This window comes from Lysobacter sp. ESA13C, assembly GCF_019970005.1.
Taxonomy (GTDB): domain Bacteria; phylum Pseudomonadota; class Gammaproteobacteria; order Xanthomonadales; family Xanthomonadaceae; genus Lysobacter; species Lysobacter antibioticus_B.
Genome location: NZ_JAHXYK010000011.1, coordinates 96755 through 115784 on the forward strand (window position 1 = coordinate 96755; position 19030 = coordinate 115784).

General features: G+C 68.7%; 17 protein-coding genes. 10 read left to right on the forward strand and 7 right to left on the reverse strand.

Features of this window, described 5'->3' with window-relative positions; all coding sequences use genetic code 11:
• Positions 1-10: 10 nt before the first annotated feature.
• Complete coding sequence (locus LC490_RS19780; protein ID WP_223621316.1) at positions 11-1291, forward strand: NAD(P)/FAD-dependent oxidoreductase; 1281 nt, start codon at positions 11-13, stop codon at positions 1289-1291.
• A 120-nt stretch (positions 1292-1411) separates the two neighbouring features.
• Here the strand turns inward: LC490_RS19780 and LC490_RS19785 are convergent, their stop codons facing one another.
• Positions 1412-1879 carry a DUF1203 domain-containing protein gene (locus LC490_RS19785; RefSeq protein WP_223621317.1) on the reverse strand — a complete coding sequence of 156 codons (468 nt, stop codon included), beginning with the start codon at positions 1877-1879 and terminating at the stop codon, positions 1412-1414.
• 164 nt (positions 1880-2043) lie between these two features.
• Positions 2044-2922, reverse strand: a complete 879-nt coding sequence (gene rpoH / locus LC490_RS19790; RefSeq protein ID WP_031373242.1) for an RNA polymerase sigma factor RpoH — start codon at positions 2920-2922, stop codon at positions 2044-2046.
• A 458-nt stretch (positions 2923-3380) separates the two neighbouring features.
• Between rpoH and LC490_RS19795 the strand changes: the two genes are divergently transcribed.
• Positions 3381-3827: a hypothetical protein gene (locus LC490_RS19795; protein WP_223621318.1), complete on the forward strand. Its 447-nt coding sequence runs from the start codon at positions 3381-3383 to the stop codon at positions 3825-3827.
• A 7-nt stretch (positions 3828-3834) separates the two neighbouring features.
• Here the strand turns inward: LC490_RS19795 and LC490_RS19800 are convergent, their stop codons facing one another.
• A complete protein-coding gene (locus LC490_RS19800) occupies positions 3835-5298 on the reverse strand; it encodes a PLP-dependent aminotransferase family protein (RefSeq protein WP_223621319.1) in 1464 nt (487 codons plus the stop codon).
• 107 nt (positions 5299-5405) lie between these two features.
• On the opposite strand from LC490_RS19800, the gene LC490_RS19805 reads away from it, so the two are divergent.
• From LC490_RS19805 to LC490_RS19815, 3 genes are read left to right on the forward strand one after another with little or no spacing between them, the layout of a single operon-like run.
• Positions 5406-6110, forward strand: a complete 705-nt coding sequence (locus LC490_RS19805; protein ID WP_223621320.1) for a glutathione binding-like protein — start codon at positions 5406-5408, stop codon at positions 6108-6110.
• 41 nt (positions 6111-6151) lie between these two features.
• Complete coding sequence (locus LC490_RS19810) at positions 6152-6958, forward strand: MBL fold metallo-hydrolase (RefSeq protein ID WP_223621321.1); 807 nt, start codon at positions 6152-6154, stop codon at positions 6956-6958.
• Between the two features lie 45 nt (positions 6959-7003).
• Positions 7004-7477, forward strand: a complete 474-nt coding sequence (locus LC490_RS19815; RefSeq protein WP_081931146.1) for a cupin domain-containing protein — start codon at positions 7004-7006, stop codon at positions 7475-7477.
• A gap of 47 nt (positions 7478-7524) precedes the next feature.
• Here LC490_RS19815 and LC490_RS19820 read toward each other — a convergent pair whose 3' ends face one another.
• The 3 genes from LC490_RS19820 to LC490_RS19830 all read right to left on the reverse strand — a co-directional run bounded on the left by LC490_RS19820 (position 7525) and on the right by LC490_RS19830 (position 9289).
• Positions 7525-7884, reverse strand: coding sequence for a metalloregulator ArsR/SmtB family transcription factor (locus tag LC490_RS19820; RefSeq protein ID WP_223621322.1), 360 nt, complete (start codon positions 7882-7884; stop codon positions 7525-7527).
• Positions 7874-8329 carry an SRPBCC family protein gene (locus tag LC490_RS19825; RefSeq protein WP_223621323.1) on the reverse strand — a complete coding sequence of 152 codons (456 nt, stop codon included), beginning with the start codon at positions 8327-8329 and terminating at the stop codon, positions 7874-7876. Before LC490_RS19825 ends, LC490_RS19820 begins: the two co-directional genes overlap by 11 nt.
• 117 nt (positions 8330-8446) lie before the next feature.
• Positions 8447-9289 carry a helix-turn-helix transcriptional regulator gene (locus LC490_RS19830; protein ID WP_051885252.1) on the reverse strand — a complete coding sequence of 281 codons (843 nt, stop codon included), beginning with the start codon at positions 9287-9289 and terminating at the stop codon, positions 8447-8449.
• 142 nt (positions 9290-9431) lie between these two features.
• On the opposite strand from LC490_RS19830, the gene LC490_RS19835 reads away from it, so the two are divergent.
• From LC490_RS19835 to LC490_RS19850, 4 genes are all read left to right on the forward strand, one after another.
• Positions 9432-10415 carry an alpha/beta hydrolase gene (locus tag LC490_RS19835; RefSeq protein WP_223621324.1) on the forward strand — a complete coding sequence of 328 codons (984 nt, stop codon included), beginning with the start codon at positions 9432-9434 and terminating at the stop codon, positions 10413-10415.
• A gap of 557 nt (positions 10416-10972) precedes the next feature.
• Positions 10973-11671 carry a response regulator gene (locus LC490_RS19840; RefSeq protein ID WP_031373252.1) on the forward strand — a complete coding sequence of 233 codons (699 nt, stop codon included), beginning with the start codon at positions 10973-10975 and terminating at the stop codon, positions 11669-11671.
• Positions 11672-13048 (forward strand): ATP-binding protein, encoded by a 1377-nt coding sequence (locus LC490_RS19845; RefSeq protein WP_223621325.1) that lies wholly within the window; start codon positions 11672-11674, stop codon positions 13046-13048.
• Positions 13049-13150: 102 nt separating this feature from the next.
• Positions 13151-13594 (forward strand): hypothetical protein, encoded by a 444-nt coding sequence (locus LC490_RS19850; RefSeq protein WP_223621326.1) that lies wholly within the window; start codon positions 13151-13153, stop codon positions 13592-13594.
• A 21-nt stretch (positions 13595-13615) separates the two neighbouring features.
• On the opposite strand, the gene LC490_RS19855 is transcribed toward LC490_RS19850, so the two are convergent.
• On the reverse strand, positions 13616-14239 hold the full coding sequence (locus LC490_RS19855; protein WP_051885249.1) for a TetR/AcrR family transcriptional regulator: 624 nt from the start codon (positions 14237-14239) through the stop codon (positions 13616-13618).
• A gap of 772 nt (positions 14240-15011) precedes the next feature.
• On the opposite strand from LC490_RS19855, the gene LC490_RS19860 reads away from it, so the two are divergent.
• Complete coding sequence (locus LC490_RS19860; protein ID WP_223621327.1) at positions 15012-19028, forward strand: non-ribosomal peptide synthetase; 4017 nt, start codon at positions 15012-15014, stop codon at positions 19026-19028.
• Positions 19029-19030 lie beyond the last annotated feature (2 nt).

Consider the following 19030-nt stretch of genomic DNA (forward strand, 5'->3'; position numbering starts at 1 on the left):
CTCCATCGTCATGAGCGACTCCCGCAAGCACGTCGTCATCGTCGGCGGCGGGTTCGGCGGTCTGTGGGCGACGCGCGCCCTGGCTTCGGCCGAGGTGCGCATTACCCTGATCGACCGTCGCAACCATCATCTGTTCCAGCCCTTGCTGTACCAGGTCGCGACCGCCGGCCTGTCGGCGCCGGACATCGCCGCGCCCTTGCGCCACATCCTGCGCAATCAGAAGAATGTCGAAGTGCGCCTGGGCGAAGTGACCGGCATCGCCGCCGACGCGCGCCAGGTGAGCCTCGCCGACGGCGACGTCATCGACTACGACTACCTGCTGCTCGCCAGCGGCGCGACCCATGCCTATTTCGGCCACGACGAATGGGCCGACGATGCGCCCGGCCTGAAGACCCTCGACGACGCCCTGCACATCCGCCGCCGCGTCCTGCTCGCCTTCGAACGCGCCGAAGCGGCCGAAACCGAGGAAGAACGCTCGGCCTGGCTGCACTTCGCCGTGGTCGGCGGCGGCCCGACCGGGGTCGAACTCGCCGGCACCCTCGCCGAGATTTCGCGCAAGACCCTGCGCCGCGAGTTCCGCCGCATCGACCCGGCACAGGCGCGCGTGCGTTTGATCGAAGCCGGCCCGCGCGTGCTGGCGAACTTTCCCGAGTCGCTGTCGGAAAAAGCCCGCGCGCAATTGCAGCGGCTTGGGGTCGAAGTCGCCACCGGCACCCCGGTCGCCGAGATCGACGCGCGCGGCTACCGACTCGGCACCGAGTTCGTGCCGGCGCGCACGGTGCTGTGGGCGGCCGGCGTCGCCGCTTCACCGCTCGGCGCCCTGCTCGCTGCGCCGCACGATCGCGCCGGGCGCGTGCTGGTCGAACCCGACCTCAGCGTGCCCGGGCATCCGGAGATCTTCGTCGCCGGCGATCTGGCCAGCGTCAAGCAAGCCAACGGCCAGCCCGTGCCCGGGGTCGCGCCGGGCGCCAAGCAGATGGGCGCCTACGTCGCGCGTGCGATACGCGCACGTCTCGATCGGCGCACGCTCGAACCTTTCCGTTACGTCGACTTCGGCAACCTCGCCACCATCGGCCGCCGCGCCGCGGTGGTCGACCTGCGCGGCTTCAAGTTCTCCGGCTTCGTCGCCTGGGTGTTCTGGCTCGCCGCGCACGTGTTCTTCCTGATCGGCTTCCGCAACCGGCTGATCGTGATGCTCAACTGGTCGTGGGCCTACTTCACCTACCAACGCCACGCCCGCATCATCTTCGGCACCGGCGAGCCTGCCCGCGCCGACACGCCGCCGCCATGAAGGCATGAAGGCGAGGCGGTGCGCACGCATCGCCTCGGCTGCAGCGGTAACGACGACGAAGGGCGCCTCGCGGCGCCCTTCGTGTTTACTGCGGACTCGGTGGCTGTCTGCAGGGACGCGTCAGACGCGATCGATCCGGCACATGAAGCAACCGGTGCGGGCATTGTGCGCGTGCACTTCGGTCGTGTCCGGATCGTCGAGCAGCTCGGCCAGCACCGCATCGGCCTGGGCGCCATCGATCGCGCGCGCGCCGCGCATCCAGCCGTCGGCGTCGTAGGCGCGCAGCGACAGATGACGGGTGCGCAGGAACGGCGGCAGTGCGTCGTCGTACGAGGCCGCGGTGGCGCCCTCGCGCACGTAGATCGGGCCGCTGGAACGATAGGGGCCGTCGCAGGCGTGGTGCTCGAAGGTCAGCAACAACACCGAGTCGCCGGGCTTGGCGTCGGCCAGGCTGATCCGACAGGGGTAGCCGTTCGGCGAGTCGGCGACGATGCGGCGCATGCCGTGGGCACGCAGGCTGGCGTCGTCGAGCGCGCCGAGGGTGGCGAAGGGTTCCGGCGACAGGCCGGCGATGCGGTAGCGAGACATGGGGTAACTCCTTGGAAGACAGGGCCCCAAGTTAGATGCCGCGCGCGCGCGGCGATATCCGCTTCTTGCGCTGCGCGGTCGCGAACGCTGCAGCCGTTTGCGGCGCCGCAAACGACGACGGCCCGGTTTCCCGGGCCGTCGTCGCTAAGCTTGCTGGTGGCCGATCAGGCGACGAACAGGCCGCGCATCTTCTTCAGGGCATTGGCTTCGATCTGGCGGATGCGCTCGGCGCTGACGCCGTACTCGTCGGCCAGTTCTTGCAAGGTGATCTTGCTGTCGGCATCGAGCCAGCGACGCTTGATGATGTCGCGCGAACGCGCATCCAGGCCGGCGAGGCCTTCGCGCAGCAGGCCGAGCTGGTTGTCTTCCTCGTCCTCGCGCTCGTACGACTGCGACGGATCTTCGTCGCTCGCGCGCAGGTACGCGGCCGGCGACGGCGGCGCATGATCGTCGTCTTCGTCGGAGGGCGCATCGAAACCGATGTCGCGGCCGGACAGGCGCGATTCCATTTCCAGCACTTCGCGCTCGGAGACGTTGAGGTCCTTGGCGACCAGGCGCACTTCCTCGGCGTTCATCCAGCCCAGGCGCGTCTTGCTCTTGCGCAGGTTGAAGAACAGCTTGCGCTGCGCCTTGGTCGTGGCGACCTTGACGATGCGCCAGTTCTTGAGGATGAACTCGTGCATCTCGGCGCGGATCCAGTGGACCGCGAACGAGACCAGGCGCACGCCCTGGTCGGGGTCGAAACGCTTGACCGCCTTCATCAGGCCGATGTTGCCTTCCTGGATCAGGTCGCCGATCTGCAGACCGTAGCCGTTGTAGCCGCGGGCCACGTGGACGACGAAGCGCAGATGCGAGTGAACGAGTTCACGGGCCGCGTCGAGGTCTTCCCCTTCGCGGAAGCGGCGCGCCAGCGCCTGCTCGTTTTCCACGCTGAGCACCGGGATCTGGTGCACGGCGCCGATATACGCGTCCAGCGAACCGAGCGCGCTGGGCACAGGCAGGTTGTTGGCGACTAGAGCAGTGGATTGGGCGATAGAGGTCATGGGGGTCATCTTAGCAGTCGCGATATATGACTGCTAAAGGTGGGGAAAGTTCCACAGTGTTGCGGTACTGGAACGGGCGACCGGGCCTCGACCGGCCCGGGCGGCGGAGCGCCGTACCGATGAGACGGCGGCGCGGACATCAACATACCCTTTGCAATTAATAACTTATTAAAGCGAACCGGCCGCCGGCGCCATTCAGCCCAGGGCCCGGGCGCTCGAATATCCGCCCGCGGCGCCTTCGGCCGCCTGAACCGGCGTGGCGAAACGCCACTATCGGCCTGATCCGGGCGCACATTCCATCAGGACCGGGGTCCCAGATCGCAAAACCGGCGCCGGGTCGAGGGCGGCGACCGGAGCTTCGACCCCCGGTCCCGACGAAGGTTCACCCCGCAACCCTGCTCGCGCCCGCGACCGGCGCGCCACTACAGTGAGGCGACGCCGCCCGCCCCGGACTGCCCGTGATCCGACGAAAGACCCAGGAAGACGCCACCGGCTGCGGCCTGGCCTGCGTGGCGATGCTCGGCGGCATCGGCTATGCGCAGGCGCGTGTGCTGGCGCGCCGGCTCGGCGTCGGCCCGCACGACCGGGTCGTAGGCCGCGGCGACCAAGCGCGCACGGTGCGCAATGCCTATTTCAGCGACGCCAGACAGTTGCGGCGCATGCTCAAGCTGCTCGGCCTGCGCGCGGGGCCGGAACGCCGCCTGGCGCGATGGGAGGCGCTCGATCGCAGCGGCATCGCCGGCATCAATCCCAACCGCCGCGAGGGCAGCTGGCACTGGGTGGTCTATCTGCACTCGGACGAAGGCGGCTGCGTGCTCGACCCGAATCCGCGCGTGCGCAGCGAACGCAGGACCGACTTCGGCCGGATGAAGCCGCGCTGCTTCATCCCGGTGGCCCCCGCCTGAGCCGGCGTCAGGCGCCGCCGAGTTCCTCCAGTGAGCGGCGGAAACGCTTCAGGGCCGGGGCGATCTCGTCGGTATCGATGACGCCGTAACCGAAGGTCAGCGCCGGCCGCTCCAAGGCGCCGATCGCATAGTCGCCGACCGACTGCGCACCGGGCAGGTGGCGCAGCATGCGGGTAAGGATCGCCGGCGCCAACCCGGGGTCGCGGATGCGCGCGGCCAGATGCAGCCCCGCTTCCGAGGGAATCGGCTCCAGCCACGGATGCAGTTCGCGGCGCAGGCCGTCGAGCAGAGCGTCGCGGCGCTCGCCATAGATCGAACGCATGCGCCGCACGTGCCGGGCGAGATGACCGTCGCGGATGAAGGCCGCAAGCACCGACTGGGTGATCGTGTCGCAATGCGAATCGGCGCATTGCTTGACCGTGATCAGAGCGTCGCGCGCCCACGCCGGCGCGACCACGAAGCCTTTGCGCAGCGACGGGAACAGGCTCTTGGAGAAGGTGCCGACGTAGAACACCAAGGCGTCGCGATCCAGGGTCTGCAGCGCATCGAGCGGGCGCCCGCCGAAGCGGAATTCGCCGTCGTAGTCGTCTTCGATCACCACCGCATGATGCTGGCGGGCGAACTCCAGCAACGCCTTGCGCCGGCGCAGCGACAAGGCGACGCCGGTCGGCGATTGGTGCGAGGGGGTGACGCTGACGACGCGCACGTCCTCGGGCAGGCGATCCACGCACAAGCCTTCGTCGTCGACCGGCATCGGCACCAGGCGCGCGCCGGCCGCGGCGAAGGCCGCGCGCACCGGCGGATAGCCCGGCTCTTCGACCGCCACCTGGGTCACGCCCGGCGTCACCAGCAAACGCGCGAGCAGATCGAAAGCCTGCTGCGCGCCGGAAGTGACGATGACGTCGTCGGCCGCGCAGGCGACCGCACGCGCGAACGCGACGTGCTGGGCGATCGCTTCGCGCAGGGCCGGGATGCCTTCCGACGGCGGATAACTGAAATGGGTCTTCGACCATTCCCGCAGGCTCTGCGCGGACAGACGCCGCCAGACGTCGTGCGGGAAATGGCGATGGTCGGGAATGCCGAGGCGGAAGCAGCGTTCCGGCAGGCTGCGCGGCGGCGCGGGACGCATGAACGGCGTGCGCCACAGCGGGTTCAGGCGCGGGTCTTCCAGCCCCTGCTCCAGATGCGAGGGCGCGCGCCGTTCGCGACGTCCGGCGACGTCGGCCACCACGGTCTTCGCGCCCTTGCGCGGCAGCGCATAGCCTTCGGCGATCAGCAGGTCGTAGGCGGTGACGACAGTGTTGCGGGCGACGCCGAGTTCGTTGGCGACCTGGCGCGTCGCCGGCAGCGGCGCCCCGGCGGCGAGGCGGCCATCGAGGATCGCCGAGCGCAGTTGGTGGTGCAGTTCCTGGGTCAGGGTGCCCTGGCCGCGGTCCGGCAGGGCGAGAGGAAACGGGAAAACTGGCCCCATGAAATATCACCGTTTTGGCTCATCCAGGGCGCCAGAGTACTCCTAAGCTGAGTCCATGGAAGCGGCACGACGCCGCCGCACCGCCCCTCCCAGACGAGCCCCTGCCGATGATCGACCTCTACTACAGCCCGACCCCCAACGGCCTGAAGCTGCGCCTGTTCTTGGAAGAGTCCGGCCTGGCCCACCGGATCGTGCCGGTGCAGCTTTCGACCGGCGAGCAGTTCGCCCCCGAATTCCTGGCGATCTCGCCGAACAACAAGATCCCGGCGATCGTCGACCACGCCCCGCGCGACGGCGGCGAGCCGGTGGCGGTGTTCGAGTCGGGCGCGATCTTGCTCTATCTCGCCGAGAAAACCGGCCTGCTGCTGCCCAAGGACGCCCGCGCCCGTCTCGAAGTCACCCAGTGGCTGTTCTGGCAGATGGCCGGGCTCGGCCCGATGGCCGGCCAGGCCGGTCACTTTCGCGTCTATGCGCCCGAGCCGCTGCCGTATGCGATCGAGCGCTACACCCAGGAAGTGAAGCGCCTATACGGCGTGCTCGACCGCCGCCTCGCCGACCGCGCCTATCTCGGCGGCGACGCCTATTCGATCGCCGACATCGCTTGCTACCCCTGGATCGTGCCGCACGTCGGGCTCGGCCAGGACCTCGCCGCGACCCCGCACCTGCAGCGCTGGTTCCAGAGCATCGCCTCACGTCCGGCCACCCAGCGCGTCTACGCCGGCATCGACGACCCCTACACGAAGGCGCCGGTGCTGTCGGAGGAAGCGCGAAACGTCCTGTTCAACCAGGGCGCGACGAACGCGAAGTCCTGACTCGTCGCGCACCCGCACAGCCCACCTGCATGAGGCCTGTCATGTCCCTGCCGATCTGCGAAACCTGCGGCACCCAGTTCGCCCCTCATGCCGGCGTGCCGGCGCATTGCCCGATCTGCGAAGACGATCGCCAGTACGTCGGCTGGCAAGGCCAGACCTGGACCACCCACGAAGCGCTGGCGCAACGCTACACGCTGCGGCTCGAGGACGATGCCGGCGTGCCCGGCATCGGCCTGGCGCCGGCATTCGCGATCGATCAACGCGCGCTGTACCTGCAGACCGACGCCGGCAACATCCTGTGGGAATGCCTGGCCCTGGTCACCGACGAGGCCGTGGCCGAGCTGCGCGCGCGCGGCGGCGTCGACCTGATCGCGATCTCGCATCCGCATTTCTACGCCTCGATGGTCGAGTGGAGCGAAGCGCTCGGCGGCGTGCCGATCCTGATCCACGAAGCCGATCGCGCATGGGTGCAGCGCCCGTCCGAACGCATCCGCTACTGGAGCGGCGACGAACACAAACTCTCCGAGGACGTCACCCTGATCCGCTGCGGCGGCCACTTCCCCGGCAGCACAGCGCTGCACTGGAAGCGCGGCCCGCGCGACGGCGGCGCGCTGTTCCCGGGCGATGCGCTGCAGGTGGTGTTCGACCGCCGCCACGTGACCTTCATGTACAGCTATCCCAACTACATCCCGATGAAACCCAGCGATGTGCGGGCGATGCGCGAACGCGTCGCCGGCTACGCATTCGAGGACGTCTACGGCTACACCTGGGGCCGCAACATCATCGGCGGCGGCCGCCAGGCGGTCGACGACTCCTTCGATCGCTTCCTCGATGCGGTCGCCTGCTGAGCCGGCCGCGCCTGGCTGCCTTCCCTATCCTCCGAGGAATACCCGATGCCGCACGGACTCGATGCCCTGCACGATTATCTGCCCGCACGTTTCAGCACTAGCGCCGACCTGCCGTGGATTCCGTCCTCGACCCCGGGCAAGGCCGCCAAGCCGCTGCGCTTCCTCGCCGGCGACCAGGGCTTCGTCGAACTGCTGCGCATGGACCCGGGCGTGGTCATGCCGCTGCACCGCCACACCGGCGAGATCCATGCCTACAACCTCAGCGGCAGCCGGCTGTTGTGCACCGGCGAGCTGATCGGCCCCGGCGACTATGTCTATGAGCCGCCGGGCAATACCGACTGGTGGAAGATCGTCGGCGACGAACCGATGATCGCCCTGGTCGTGGTCATGGGCGCGGTCGAATTCCTCGGCCCCGGCGGCGTGGTGCGGATGCGCGCTACCGCCGAGACCCAACGCGCCGAGTACGAGCAGTACTGCCGCGAGCACGGGCTGCCGCCGCGCGATCTGATGGAGCGATGACCGGCGCCGCCGGCGCTGCGCCGGCGAGCCTCGGCGGCCTCGGGGTTTCAGTCTTCGACGAAGGATTTAAGCCGCAGCAAGGCCTGGTCCCACTGCTGCGAGATCGCATCGAGCGAGCGCCGCGCCTCGTCCAGTTGTGCGGGCTCGAACTCCCACAAACGTTCGCGCCCGGCCTTGAGGTCGCGCACCAGGCCGGCCTCGGCCAAGACCTGCAAATGCTTGGTCACCGCCTGGCGGCTGATGTCGGTGCCGCCGGTGAGTTGCGCGATCGACATCGCACCGCCCGCGCACAAAGCCACGACCAGGCGCAGCCGCGTCTCGTCGCTGAGCGCGGCGAAGACCCGTGCCGATTTATCCAACGCCGACTTGCGCAGCGCCGGCGTTTTCAACGCGGCCCTAGCCGACATAGCGCTCGATGTTCTTCATCTGCTCGTCCCAGCCGCCGCTGTTCATGCGGAAGGCTTCGTCGCGGCGCGAGGCCGGCACGCGGTCGAAACCGGACTCGACCACGCGCAACAAGGTGCCGCCGTCGACCTCTTCGAGAGTGAACTCGACCAGGGTCGGCGCTTCCTGCGAGTAGTCGACCTCGGCATCGACCGCATAGGGATGCCAATGGAAGGACAGCAGGCGTTCGGGCTCGACGCGCTGGACTTCGACCTGCATCAGCAGGTGCTCGTAGCCCGGATAGGTGATGTAGCCCTGGGTGGTCTGCCCGGGCACGAAGCGCTGGCCTTCGAGGCGGACGCCGAACCATTCGCCGAAGGACTCGGCGTCCGCCAAGGCCCGCCAGACCCGCGAGCGCGGCGCCTTCAGCAGGATCTGCTTCTCGATGCGATCGGTGGATGCGTTCATGGTCGTACCTCCGAGCCGGAGGCTAGTCCCGTCCGCAACGAAATGCAACCATTTGGTTGCCTTACATCGCCACCGCGGCGATCAGGCCGCTCGCAGCCACCGGACCCGCGCCCCGGCTCAAGCCCCGAGCGATCCGTCCTGCAGGGCGCGGCACAGCTGCGCGGTGGCCTCGTCCATCGGGAAACAGCACTCCACGTGCAATTCGTCGATGGTGACGTCGCGCGGGGTGCCAAAGGTGGTGATGGTGGAGAAGAAACGCAGTTCGTGTTCGTCGCGGCGCAGGATCGTGGTCAGCAACGGCGACGGCGCCGCATCGAACTGGCGCCGGCGCCAATGGCTCGGCACCCCGGGATAGGCCATGGCTTCGTCGAGCAAGGCGCGCGCCGCGCTGTCGCCGGGTGTGGCCGCGACGGCGGTGTGCAAGTGACGGATCAGCTCGCCGGCCACCTCCTCCCAGTTGGCGACCGCCGGACGCAGATCCTCGGGGTCGAAGATCTGCCGGATCATGTTGGCGTGGCGGTTCGGACGGCCGCGCATGACGAAGGCATTGGTGCGCACCGCGGCCTCGTTGGCCATCAACACGTCCCAGTGCCGGTTCAACAGGAACGCCGGATACGGCTCCTGCTGCTTGAGGATGAATTCGATCGCGCGCCGGATCTGGGCGAACTCGGGCGTCGCCAACGCGGTCTCGGGGTATTTCGGCGCGAAGCCGGCCGCGACCAGCAACGCATTGCGTTCGCGCAGCGGCATGTCCAGGGCGTCGGCGAGCTTGACGATCATCTCGCGGCTCGGCTGCGACTTGCCGGTCTCCACATAGCTCAGGTGGCGCGCCGATACGCCCGCGTCCAGGGCCAGGTCCAGTTGGCTCCAGCGCCGGACCGCGCGCCACTCGCGCAACAGCGCGCCGACGCTCTGGTTGCGCGGGCCGGTCTTCGGATTCGTAGCGAGGGCCATGTTCATGCGGCCATGATAGGAGCCGGCTTCAGTCAAAACCATGACCTCGCAGGTCATGCAAATTGCACCTGCGACGTCATTGCCGGCATGACTGCCGATCTCGATCATCGCCTCCCATCGAAACGCCCGTCCGGGCCTGGGAGACGACATGAACCGCAGAACCTTCATCCAACTCGGCGTCGGCGCAGCCAGCGTCGGCCTGCTCGGCGCTTGCGCCACCGGCCTGACCGGCGCCGGCGCCACCGCCGCCGATACCGCGCCGTGGAACGCGGCGGCGTTCCATGCCGCGCGCCGCTTCGTCGCGACCTCGTTCGGCGAGATCGCCTACGTCGAGCGCGGCCAGGGGCCGGCGGCCCTGTTCCTGCACGGCTTCCCGCTCAACAGCTTCCAGTGGCGCGGCGCGATGGCCTATCTGGCGCCGTACCGCCGTTGCATCGCCGCGGACTTCATGGGCCTGGGCTATACGCGGGTCGCCGCAGGCCAGAGCGTCGCGCCGGACGCGCAGGTCGACATGCTCGCGACCTTGCTCGACCGGCTCGGCATCGACAGCGTCGACCTGATCGCCAACGACAGCGGCGGCGCGGTCGCGCAGATGTTCCTGGTCAAGTATCCGCAGCGCGTGCGCAGCATGCTGCTGACCAACTGCGACGTCGAGAACGACAGCCCGCCGGCCGCGGTGGTGCCGGTGATCGAAGCCGCACGCCGCGGCCGCTTCGCCCTGGAAACGTTTCCGCCGCAACTGGCCGACCATGCCTTCGCCCGTTCGGAAAAGGGCATCGGCGTACAGTGCTTCACCTATCCCGATCATCCGAGCGACGAAGCGATCGAGACCTATTTCACCCCGCTGGTGAGCACGCCGCAACGCGTGCAGCTCACCGACGCCTATGCGATGGGGCTGGACCCGAACCCGCTCGCCGGCATCGAGGCGGCACTGAAGCGCTGCACGCAACCGGTGCGGATCGTCTGGGGCACCGGCGACACGATCTTCTCGCCGGCCAGCCCGCATTACCTGGACCGCTTGTTCCCGAACTCGCGCGGCATCCGCTTCATCGAAGGCGCGAAACTGTTCTACCCGGAAGAGTTTCCGGAAGTGATCGCGCACGAAGCGCGCCAGCTCTGGGCGACGCTCTGATCGCAGCGAAATCTGCGTCGTATCCGTATGACGTTTGTCATCAATCGTGGCCGCGCCGGCGCGTTGCGACGACAACGATGAAGTTCATGCCTGGCCATCGCCAGGCTCGTGTCTCGACTACGACGGCGGCGCAATGCCGCCGTCGCGCGTATCGCAGCGGCCACCGATGCGCCGCTGGTACGCTCTTGCGATCCGTCCATCGGTTTCGCCTTGTCTCTGCGTACAGCAACCGCCATTACGCTGTCGTGCAAGGTCGCCGCGCCATCGCGTCGCCGCTCACGCCGCCGTCCGCGCATCGCGCTTGCAACCCTGCGTACGATCGCGGCATCAATGTCAGCAAGCCCACTCACTGCGCCGCCTTCGATGCCCTCACCGCTGCGTTTCCGAAACGAACGTCATTCGCCCGACCCGGTTACGGACGCGCGCGCCAGTCCGCCGCCGTGGCGCCCGCCGCGCGCGCCGCCCGACCCCGGCTTCGATACCCGGATGTGTTTATTTGTACGGTCCCGACGAGCACCACCCGCCGGCGCTACCATGCCGGCTCGCATGAGGTGGCCATGAATAAAGTCCTGCTGATAGAGGACGACGCCCGACTGGCCGGGCTGATATCCGAATACCTGCAACGCTACGACTTTCAAACCTCGGTGGTACTGCGCGGGGACCAGGCGCTGACCGCGATCGAGGACGATCCACCCGACGTCATCGTGCTCGACCTGATGCTGCCCGGCATGGACGGCTTCGACGTCTGTCGCCAGATCCGCAAGCAATCGAGCCTGCCGATCGTCATGCTGACCGCGCGCGGCGATCTGTTCGATCAGGTCACCGGCCTGGAGGTCGGCGCCGACGACTACGTACTCAAGCCGGTCGAGCCGCGGCTGTTGCTGGCGCGATTGCGCGCCATCCTGCGCCGCAGCCAGGCGCGGCCGCAACCCAACGGCTCCTCGATGCTGCTGTACGGCGGCCTGCAGATCGACATGACCGCGCGTCAGGTGCGCTGGAAAGGCCAGGAGATCGACCTCAAGACCGCCGACTACAACCTGTTCGTGATCCTGGCCCAGGCCGCCGGCCGCGTGCTCAATCGCGACGAGTTGCTGCGGCGCTGGCGCGGGATCGGCTTCGACGGCGTCGACCGCACCGTCGACGTCAGCATCTCGCGCCTGCGCCGGCATTTCGGCGACGACGCCAACGAGCCGCGCAAGATCAAGACCGTATGGGGCCGCGGTTACCTGTTCAGTCCGATCGCCTGGGAGGACTGAATGTTCGCGATGCTGGTGCGGCTGTATCTGACCGTGGCCGGCCTGCTGTTGTGCTCGATGCTGTTGGTGCAGCAAGCCTTTCCGTATCTGTTCCCGGACCAGTACTCGCAATCGGCGCGGCACGAGTTCAGCGGCGAGCTGGCGCTGCTGCGCGAGCACCTGCGCGGCGTCGGCATCGGCGAATTGCCCGAGCGCATCGCCGCGCTCAACCGCAGCAACCCGGACCGCTACAGCGTGCTGTCGCCGGCGATGGCGCTGCGCCTGCCGTCGCGGGTGCTGGCCGAACTGGCCGCCACCGGCACCGCCAGCGACCACGTCAGCACCGAGCATCACCACGTCTATGTCCGCCTCGACCACGGCGACGTGGTCCAGATCAGCTACGACGAAAGCGATTTCCCGATCCGCTACATCGCCTATGCCACCGTGTTCGCGATGGTGCTGGTCGGCCTGATGATCTGGCTGCAGCCGCATTGGCGCGACCTGGAGCAGTTGCGCGACGCCGCCGCGCGCTTCGGCGACGGCGACCTCAACGCCCGCGCACGCCTGCCGGGCGGCTCGTCGATCCGCCAGCTGTGCGTCTACTTCAACAACATGGCCGACCAGATCGGCTGCCTGATCCAGTCGCAGCGCGACATGGTCAACGCCGCCTCGCACGAGCTGCGCACGCCGATCACCCGCCTGGAGTTCGGCCTGGCCAACCTCGGCGACACCCTCGACGACCGGGTGGCGCGTGCGCGCGTGCACGCCTTGCGCTGCGACGTCGAAGAACTCGACCTGCTGGTCGGCGAACTGTTGACCCTGGGCATGCTCGAACGCAGCGGCCCGATGCCGGCGTTGGAGCGCATCGACCTGTCCGCGTTCCTGCGCGCCTCGACCGGCGTGTCGGCCGAGGAGCTGCGCATCCGCACCACCCATATCGAATGGGCGCTCGCCCCGGCGCTGAAAGAGGTCGTGGTCGAGCCGCGCAGCCTCGGCCGCGCCTTCTCCAACCTCATGCGCAACGCCCTGCGCTATGCCGACGGCACCATCCGGGTCGGCGCCGAAGCGGTCGAGCACGGTTGGCAGTTGGTGGTCGAGGACGACGGCGTCGGCATCCCGCCGGAAGACCGCCTGCGCGTGTTCGAACCGTTCTATCGCCTCGACCGCAGCCGCGACCGCGCCACCGGCGGCTTCGGGCTGGGCCTCAGCATCGTGCGCCAGGTGATCGACCGCCACGGCGGCGAGGTCCACATCGAGAGCTCGCCGCTGGGCGGCGCGCGCTTCGTCATGCGCATTCCCTGGCACCAGCCCGGCGAGTGGCGCGGCCGCAACCGCCCCCCGCGCGAAGAGCCCGCGGCGGACGCCGGCCACCTCGAGCATTCGTTTCATCTGCAATGATCGGCACCGAAAGGATCGGCGCCGAGCGCTGACCCCTTTTTCCGGCGCAGTGCGTTAACCCATGCGCAGGCCGCCAATGACGGCGGCCGGGAAGGAACCGATATGCATATGGAAATGAATGCCCTCGACGACGTCGAGTCGCAGGTCCTCGACCTCGCCAACCAGGCCATCGGCCATCAGGCCGGCGGCGATTACCACCAGGCCGCCCAGCACTGGGCGCAGGCCATCGCCTTGGCCGACACCGGCATGCACGACGACGAGATCCGCTACTGGCTGCGCAGCGGCATCGCCGACGCCCACTACCGGCTCGGCCAGGACGAAGCCTGCATCGCCGCGGCGCGCGAGGCGCGCGCCTGGTGCCGGCAGAACCAGGCGCCGCTGGCGGCCTTGCTGCTGGGTCAGGCGCTGTACCGCAGCGGACGCGTGCAGGCGGCGCTGGAAGCCCTCGACGAGGCGCGCGGCATGATCGGCGCGGAGTTCCTCGACGCGATCGACCACGCCCATCGCGACGCCATCGCCGAGCTCATGACCGCCCGCGCCGCCTGATCGCGAGGCTGCGCGGCGGGCTCAGAAGCGCGCCCACCATTGCACCGAGCGCTCGAAGTAACCGATCAGGGTCTGCACCAGGCGTTGCCGGTCCTGCGGCTCGCCGCAGGCAATGACCCGGTCGACCGCGCTGTGCATGGCGGTGAAGAAGATCACCGCGGTCAGGCGTGGGTCCGGCGCGGCCCAGACCCGCGCTGCGATGCCGCCTTCGAGCAACTCGACCAGTTGATCGACGACCGGGTTCTCCTGCATCGCATGGCGGTCGTGGGTGCGCAGGTCGTGGAAGACGACGTCGTGCAGCGCGACCTGGTCGAGATATCCTTCGACCGCGCTCTGCACCCAGGCGCGCAGGCGTGCCGGCCAATCGTTGGGCCGGCAGCGGTCCATGGCCTCGTGGAGACGGACGCGAAAGCCCTCGACGAAACGCTGCTGCAAGGCCAGCAGCACATGCTCGCGGCTGGCGAAGTGGTCGCGCAGCACGCGCAGTTCCAGGCCGGCGCCGGCGGCGATGTCGGCCAGGGCGACGCGCTCGGTGCCGCGCTCGACGAACAGGCGCGCGGCGACGTCCAGCAGCGCTTCGCGGGTCGGGGCGGCGGCCGCGGCGAAGGCGGGCTGGGGCAGAGCAAACGCTGACGGGGACGGCATCGACCGGCCTCAAATGAGAATGGCTCTCATCATATCCCAGGCCACGACGGCGCGGGCCGGCGAGACCGGCCATACCGCCTGACCGCATTCACCCGGGCGTCGCGATCCGAGCCGGCCGCGCGTCGCAGTTCGATCGTTCTGCATCGCTCGACGCGGCGGTCTGCGCGCCATGGATATTCGCTGGCGGAAAATTCGTTCGCTAAAGCGAAAATCGAAAGCGCCTCGATGCCGCGCGGCATCACAGGCGGATCGTGATTTCGAACCGCGTTGCGATACCGCGCGGATACCGATATTTCAGAGGCGCAAACGCGAAAAATCGCTGCGGCGAGAATATTCGCGCGATCTTGTCGCCTGTAGAAAAAGCTTCACATATTCGACTTGTGATCCGGCTCTCAACGGCGGCTTCGTAAATATTCGACTTGTGATCCGGCTCTCACCGATCTCGATGGACAGCGCCGGAGCGCTCAGGGATATTGAATCCGAAGCGGCAGCGAAGTGCGATGCGGATCGTCGCTGCCGCAGGCGAACCACATAAGAACTCAAGCCCGCCATCTGCGCGAATAGCGCAGCCAGCTGCTACGGACAGGGCTCAGCCCCGGCGCCAAGCGCCGCGGCGACGACGTAGTTTTATTTCGAAACAAACATGGAGAGGGGGCCACTCGTAACGACGAGCTGGCCGCGGGATCGCGCGCGAAAACAACGCGTCGTCGGGCATCGCGCCCGCCGGCCGCTGACGGCGTGCGGCCAACGGCCGCCTCAAAGGATGCGCGCCATGAATGAATCCCACTCCCCCGCCCTGCCCCTGACCACCGCCCAGCGCGGACTGTGGGTCGGGCAGAAGATCGCCTCGGCCGAAGCCTCCATGAACATCGCCGAAGCCGTGGAGATTTGCGGCCCGGTCGATACCGAGCTGTTCCTGCGTGCACTGCGCCAATTCACCCGCGAAGCCGATGCCACCCGCGTGCGCATCGTCGAACAAGGCGGCCTGCCGCGGCAGATCGTGCGCGAGGAATACGAAAGCGACTTCCCGTATTTCGACCTCAGCCTGGAAGCCGAACCGCGCGCGGCCGCGGAACGCTGGATGCAGGCCGAACTCGCCAAGCCGGTCGATTTCGTCCACGACCCGCTCTGGGTCAGCGCGCTGTTCAAGCTCGCCGACGACCGCTATTGCTGGTACCAGCGCGCCCATCACACGATCTACGACGGCTACAGCGGCGGCATGACCGTGCGCCGCATCAGCGAGTTGTACAGCGCCTACGTCGAAGGCCGCGAGCCCGAGCCCTGCGGCTACGGCTCGCTGGCGGCGCTGGTCGAAAGCGAAGCCGCCTATCGCGGTTCCGAACGTTTCCAGCGCGACCGCGCGTTCTGGCGCGAGCAACTGGCGGCCCTGCCCGAGGCGGTAACCTTGGCGCGTCGGCGCGTGCGCAACAACGGCGGCCTGCGCCGTGCGCGCGGCCTGCTCGACGACGCGGCGCGCACACGCCTGGTCGAGATCGCGCGCGACTGCGGGGTGAGCCTGCCGCAGGTGCTGATCGCGCTGATCGCCGCCTATTATCACCGCGCCACCGGCGCCCACGACCTGGTGTTCGGCATGCCGGTCACCGGCCGCGTCAATCACGCCCTGCGCAGCACCCCGGGCATGGTCGCCAACGTGGTCGCGATCCGTTTGGCGATGAGCCCGCAGACGACCATGCCGGAACTGTTCGCGCAGGTCTCGCGCGTGGTCAAGCAGGCGCTGCGCCACCAGCAGTATCGCTACGAAGACCTGCGCCGCGACCTCGGCCTGGTCAATCCCGACCAGCATCTGGCCTGGCTCGGCATCAACATCGAGCCCTTCGACTACGGCAGCTTCGGCGGCCATCGCGCGACCGGGCATAACCTGCACAACGGCTCGGCCGAAGACCTGACCGTGTTCGTTTACGACCGCGACGACGGCGAAGGCTTGAGCTTCGACCTCGATGCCAACCCGGCCCTGTACCCGGCCGCGGAGCTCGACGAACACCGGCGCCGCCTGATGCGGTTGATCGAATCGGTGTCGGCCGATCCGTCGCTGAGCCTCGGCGCCATCGACGTGCTCGGCGATCAAGAGCGCGAGCGCCTGCTGCTGGGCTGGAACGACACCGACGCACCGCTGCCGGACAGCACCGCGCTCGACCAGTTCGAGCAGCAGGCCGCGCGCACGCCCGATGCGGTCGCGGTGATCGCCGGCGACACCGTGCTGAGCTATCGCGAACTCGACCAGAGCAGCACCCGCCTGGCCCACCGCTTGATCGCGAAGGGCGTGCGCCCCGGCGACATCGTCGCCATCGCCCTGCCGCGCGACGAGGTGTTGATCGCGGCCCTGATCGCGGTGTGGAAAGCCGGCGCGGCCTATCTGCCGCTGGACCCGGAAGCGCCGGCCGAGCGCATCGCCCTGACCCTCGACGACGCCGCACCGAGCCTGCTGCTGACTACCTCGAACTTCGCCGAGGCCTTCGCCGGCCGCGCGCTGCCGCTGCTGTTCGCCCACGAGCAGGACGAGGCCTACGAGATCGACGTCGACGCCGTCCTGCCGCGCGCGCGCTTCGACGCCACCGCCTACCTGATCTACACCTCGGGCTCGACCGGCCGGCCCAAGGGCGTGGAAGTCACTCAGCGCAATCTCGGCAACTTTCTGCTCGCGACCCAGCGCCTGTTCGCGCCGACCGCGGCCGATCGATTCTTGGCCCAGACCACGGTCGCCTTCGACATCGCCTGCTTCGAGCTGTTCCTGCCGCTCAGCGTCGGCGCGCGCATCGTCGTGACCACCGCCGAGGTGGTGCGCAATCCGCTCGCGCTGGCCCGCTTGATCGCCGAGCACGGCCTCAACTTCGTCCAGGCCACGCCGTCGCTGTGGCGCATGCTGTTGGCCAACCCCGAGCTGCGTCTGGACGGCGTGCACGCGTTGTCGACCGGCGAAGCCTTGCCGCCGGAACTCGCCCAGCGTCTGGTCGCCGCGGCCGCGCGGGTGACCAATCTGTACGGGCCGACCGAGACCACGGTGTGGGCCAGCGCGATCGAGATCACGGCGGCCGACCTCGCCGACGGTGCGCCGCCGCCGATCGGCAAGCCACTGGCGAACACCCGCGCCTACGTGCTCGACACCACGCTGAGTCCGGTGCCGACCGGCAGCGTCGGCGAGCTCTACATCGGCGGCGCCTGCGTCGCCAAGGGCTATCTGGGCCGCGACGAGCTCACCGCCGAGCGCTTCATCGCCGATCCTTTCGCCGCCCGCCGAGCCGATCCGCTCAGCGCCACCGATGCGCGCCTGTACCGCACCGGCGACCTCGCGCGCTGGCGCGACGACGGCGTCATCGAATACCTGGGCCGCGCCGATCAGCAGGTCAAGATCCGCGGCCACCGGGTCGAGCTCGGCGAAATCGAAACCCATCTCGGCGCCGAAGAAACCGTAGCCGAGGCCGCGGTCGCCCTGCACAGCGACACCGCGGGGCACGCGCTGCTTGCCGCCTATCTGGTGCCCGCGACCGGCCTGCGCCTCGACAGCGACGGCCTGCGCCGCCGTCTCGCCGCCAAGCTGCCCGACCACATGGTGCCGAGCGTCTACGTCGAATTGGCGGCGCTGCCGCTGACGCCGAGCGGCAAACTCGACCGCAAGGCGCTGGCGCCGCCGGAACGCAGCCGCCAGGCTGCCTACGCCGCGCCGCGCAGCGAGATCGAACGCAAGCTGGTGGCGCTGTGGCAGCGGATCTTCGGCCTCGAACGCGTCGGCATCCACGACAACTTCTTCGAGCTCGGCGGCGATTCGCTGACCGCCGCCGAACTGGTCGCCGCCTTCCCGCAGCATTTCGGCAGCGAGCTGTCGCTCGGCGCCCTGTTCGAGGGCTCGACCATCGCCGGCCTAGCCGCGTATCTGGAACGCAGCGGCGGCGAGAACGATCCGCTCGGCGCGTTGCTGTCGCTGCGCCTGTCCGACCGCGAACGGCCGCTGTTCTGCATCCACCCGGTGACCGGCTTCAGCTGGTCCTACGCCGGCATGCTGCGCCACCTCGACGAGACCCTGCCGGTGTACGCCCTGCAGTCGCGCGGCCTGCGCGGCGGCGGCGCCCTGCCCGGCAGCATCGAGGAGATCGCCGCCGACTACATCGCGCAGATGCGCCGGATCCAGCCGCAGGGGCCGTACCGCCTGCTCGGCTGGTCGCTCGGCGGCCTGATCGGGCATGCCATCGCCGCGCAGTTGCAGCAGGTAGGCGAACGCATCGAACTGCTGGCGATGATGGATTCGTATCCGTTCGTGGCCGATGCCCACGACGCCCAGAGCGAAGCCCAACAGGCCGTGGCCGTGCTCAAGTTCCTCGGCTTCCACCACCGCACCCGCGACAACCCGCCGCAGGACATGCGCAGCTTGGCCGACTTGTTGTGCCGCGAGTACGAGGTGTTCTCGATTCCGCTGGTGCAGGAAATCATGAAGGCCGACGCGCGCCTGATCGAGAACGTCACCGCGGTGACCCGCAACAACCTGATGCTGGCGCGGCGCTACCGGCCGGCGCCGATCGAGACCGACGTGGTGTTCTTCAACGCCGGCCTCAAGGAGCACGTCGACCTGGACGGCCTGCTGCATTACCACGCCGCGGCCTGGCAGCCCTTCATCGGCGGGCGCATCGAGATCCACGACGTCGACTGCCATCACCAGTCGATGCTCGAGCCGCGCGCGGCCGCCCACATCGGCCGCGTGCTGCGCGAGCGGCTGGACTCGCGGCCGCTGCCTTCCCCGCCATCGACGCCGGCCGCGCTCGCGGTCGCGTACTCGTAAGG

What these genes read in the sequence shown, in the direction of transcription:
- LC490_RS19815 (WP_081931146.1), top strand. Translation starts at nt 7,004, where the DNA reads ATGCCGCACGGACTCGATGCCCTGCACGATTATCTGCCCGCACGTTTC.
- LC490_RS19800 (WP_223621319.1), bottom strand. Translation starts at nt 5,298, where the DNA reads ATGGGGCCAGTTTTCCCGTTTCCTCTCGCCCTGCCGGACCGCGGCCAG.
- rpoH (WP_031373242.1), bottom strand. Translation starts at nt 2,922, where the DNA reads ATGACCTCTATCGCCCAATCCACTGCTCTAGTCGCCAACAACCTGCCT.
- LC490_RS19805 (WP_223621320.1), top strand. Translation starts at nt 5,406, where the DNA reads ATGATCGACCTCTACTACAGCCCGACCCCCAACGGCCTGAAGCTGCGC.
- LC490_RS19810 (WP_223621321.1), top strand. Translation starts at nt 6,152, where the DNA reads ATGTCCCTGCCGATCTGCGAAACCTGCGGCACCCAGTTCGCCCCTCAT.
- LC490_RS19860 (WP_223621327.1), top strand. Translation starts at nt 15,012, where the DNA reads ATGAATGAATCCCACTCCCCCGCCCTGCCCCTGACCACCGCCCAGCGC.
- LC490_RS19780 (WP_223621316.1), top strand. Translation starts at nt 11, where the DNA reads ATGAGCGACTCCCGCAAGCACGTCGTCATCGTCGGCGGCGGGTTCGGC.
- LC490_RS19830 (WP_051885252.1), bottom strand. Translation starts at nt 9,289, where the DNA reads ATGAACATGGCCCTCGCTACGAATCCGAAGACCGGCCCGCGCAACCAG.
- LC490_RS19785 (WP_223621317.1), bottom strand. Translation starts at nt 1,879, where the DNA reads ATGTCTCGCTACCGCATCGCCGGCCTGTCGCCGGAACCCTTCGCCACC.
- LC490_RS19835 (WP_223621324.1), top strand. Translation starts at nt 9,432, where the DNA reads ATGAACCGCAGAACCTTCATCCAACTCGGCGTCGGCGCAGCCAGCGTC.
- LC490_RS19850 (WP_223621326.1), top strand. Translation starts at nt 13,151, where the DNA reads ATGCATATGGAAATGAATGCCCTCGACGACGTCGAGTCGCAGGTCCTC.
- LC490_RS19840 (WP_031373252.1), top strand. Translation starts at nt 10,973, where the DNA reads ATGAATAAAGTCCTGCTGATAGAGGACGACGCCCGACTGGCCGGGCTG.
- LC490_RS19825 (WP_223621323.1), bottom strand. Translation starts at nt 8,329, where the DNA reads ATGAACGCATCCACCGATCGCATCGAGAAGCAGATCCTGCTGAAGGCG.
- LC490_RS19855 (WP_051885249.1), bottom strand. Translation starts at nt 14,239, where the DNA reads ATGCCGTCCCCGTCAGCGTTTGCTCTGCCCCAGCCCGCCTTCGCCGCG.
- LC490_RS19845 (WP_223621325.1), top strand. Translation starts at nt 11,672, where the DNA reads ATGTTCGCGATGCTGGTGCGGCTGTATCTGACCGTGGCCGGCCTGCTG.
- LC490_RS19820 (WP_223621322.1), bottom strand. Translation starts at nt 7,884, where the DNA reads ATGTCGGCTAGGGCCGCGTTGAAAACGCCGGCGCTGCGCAAGTCGGCG.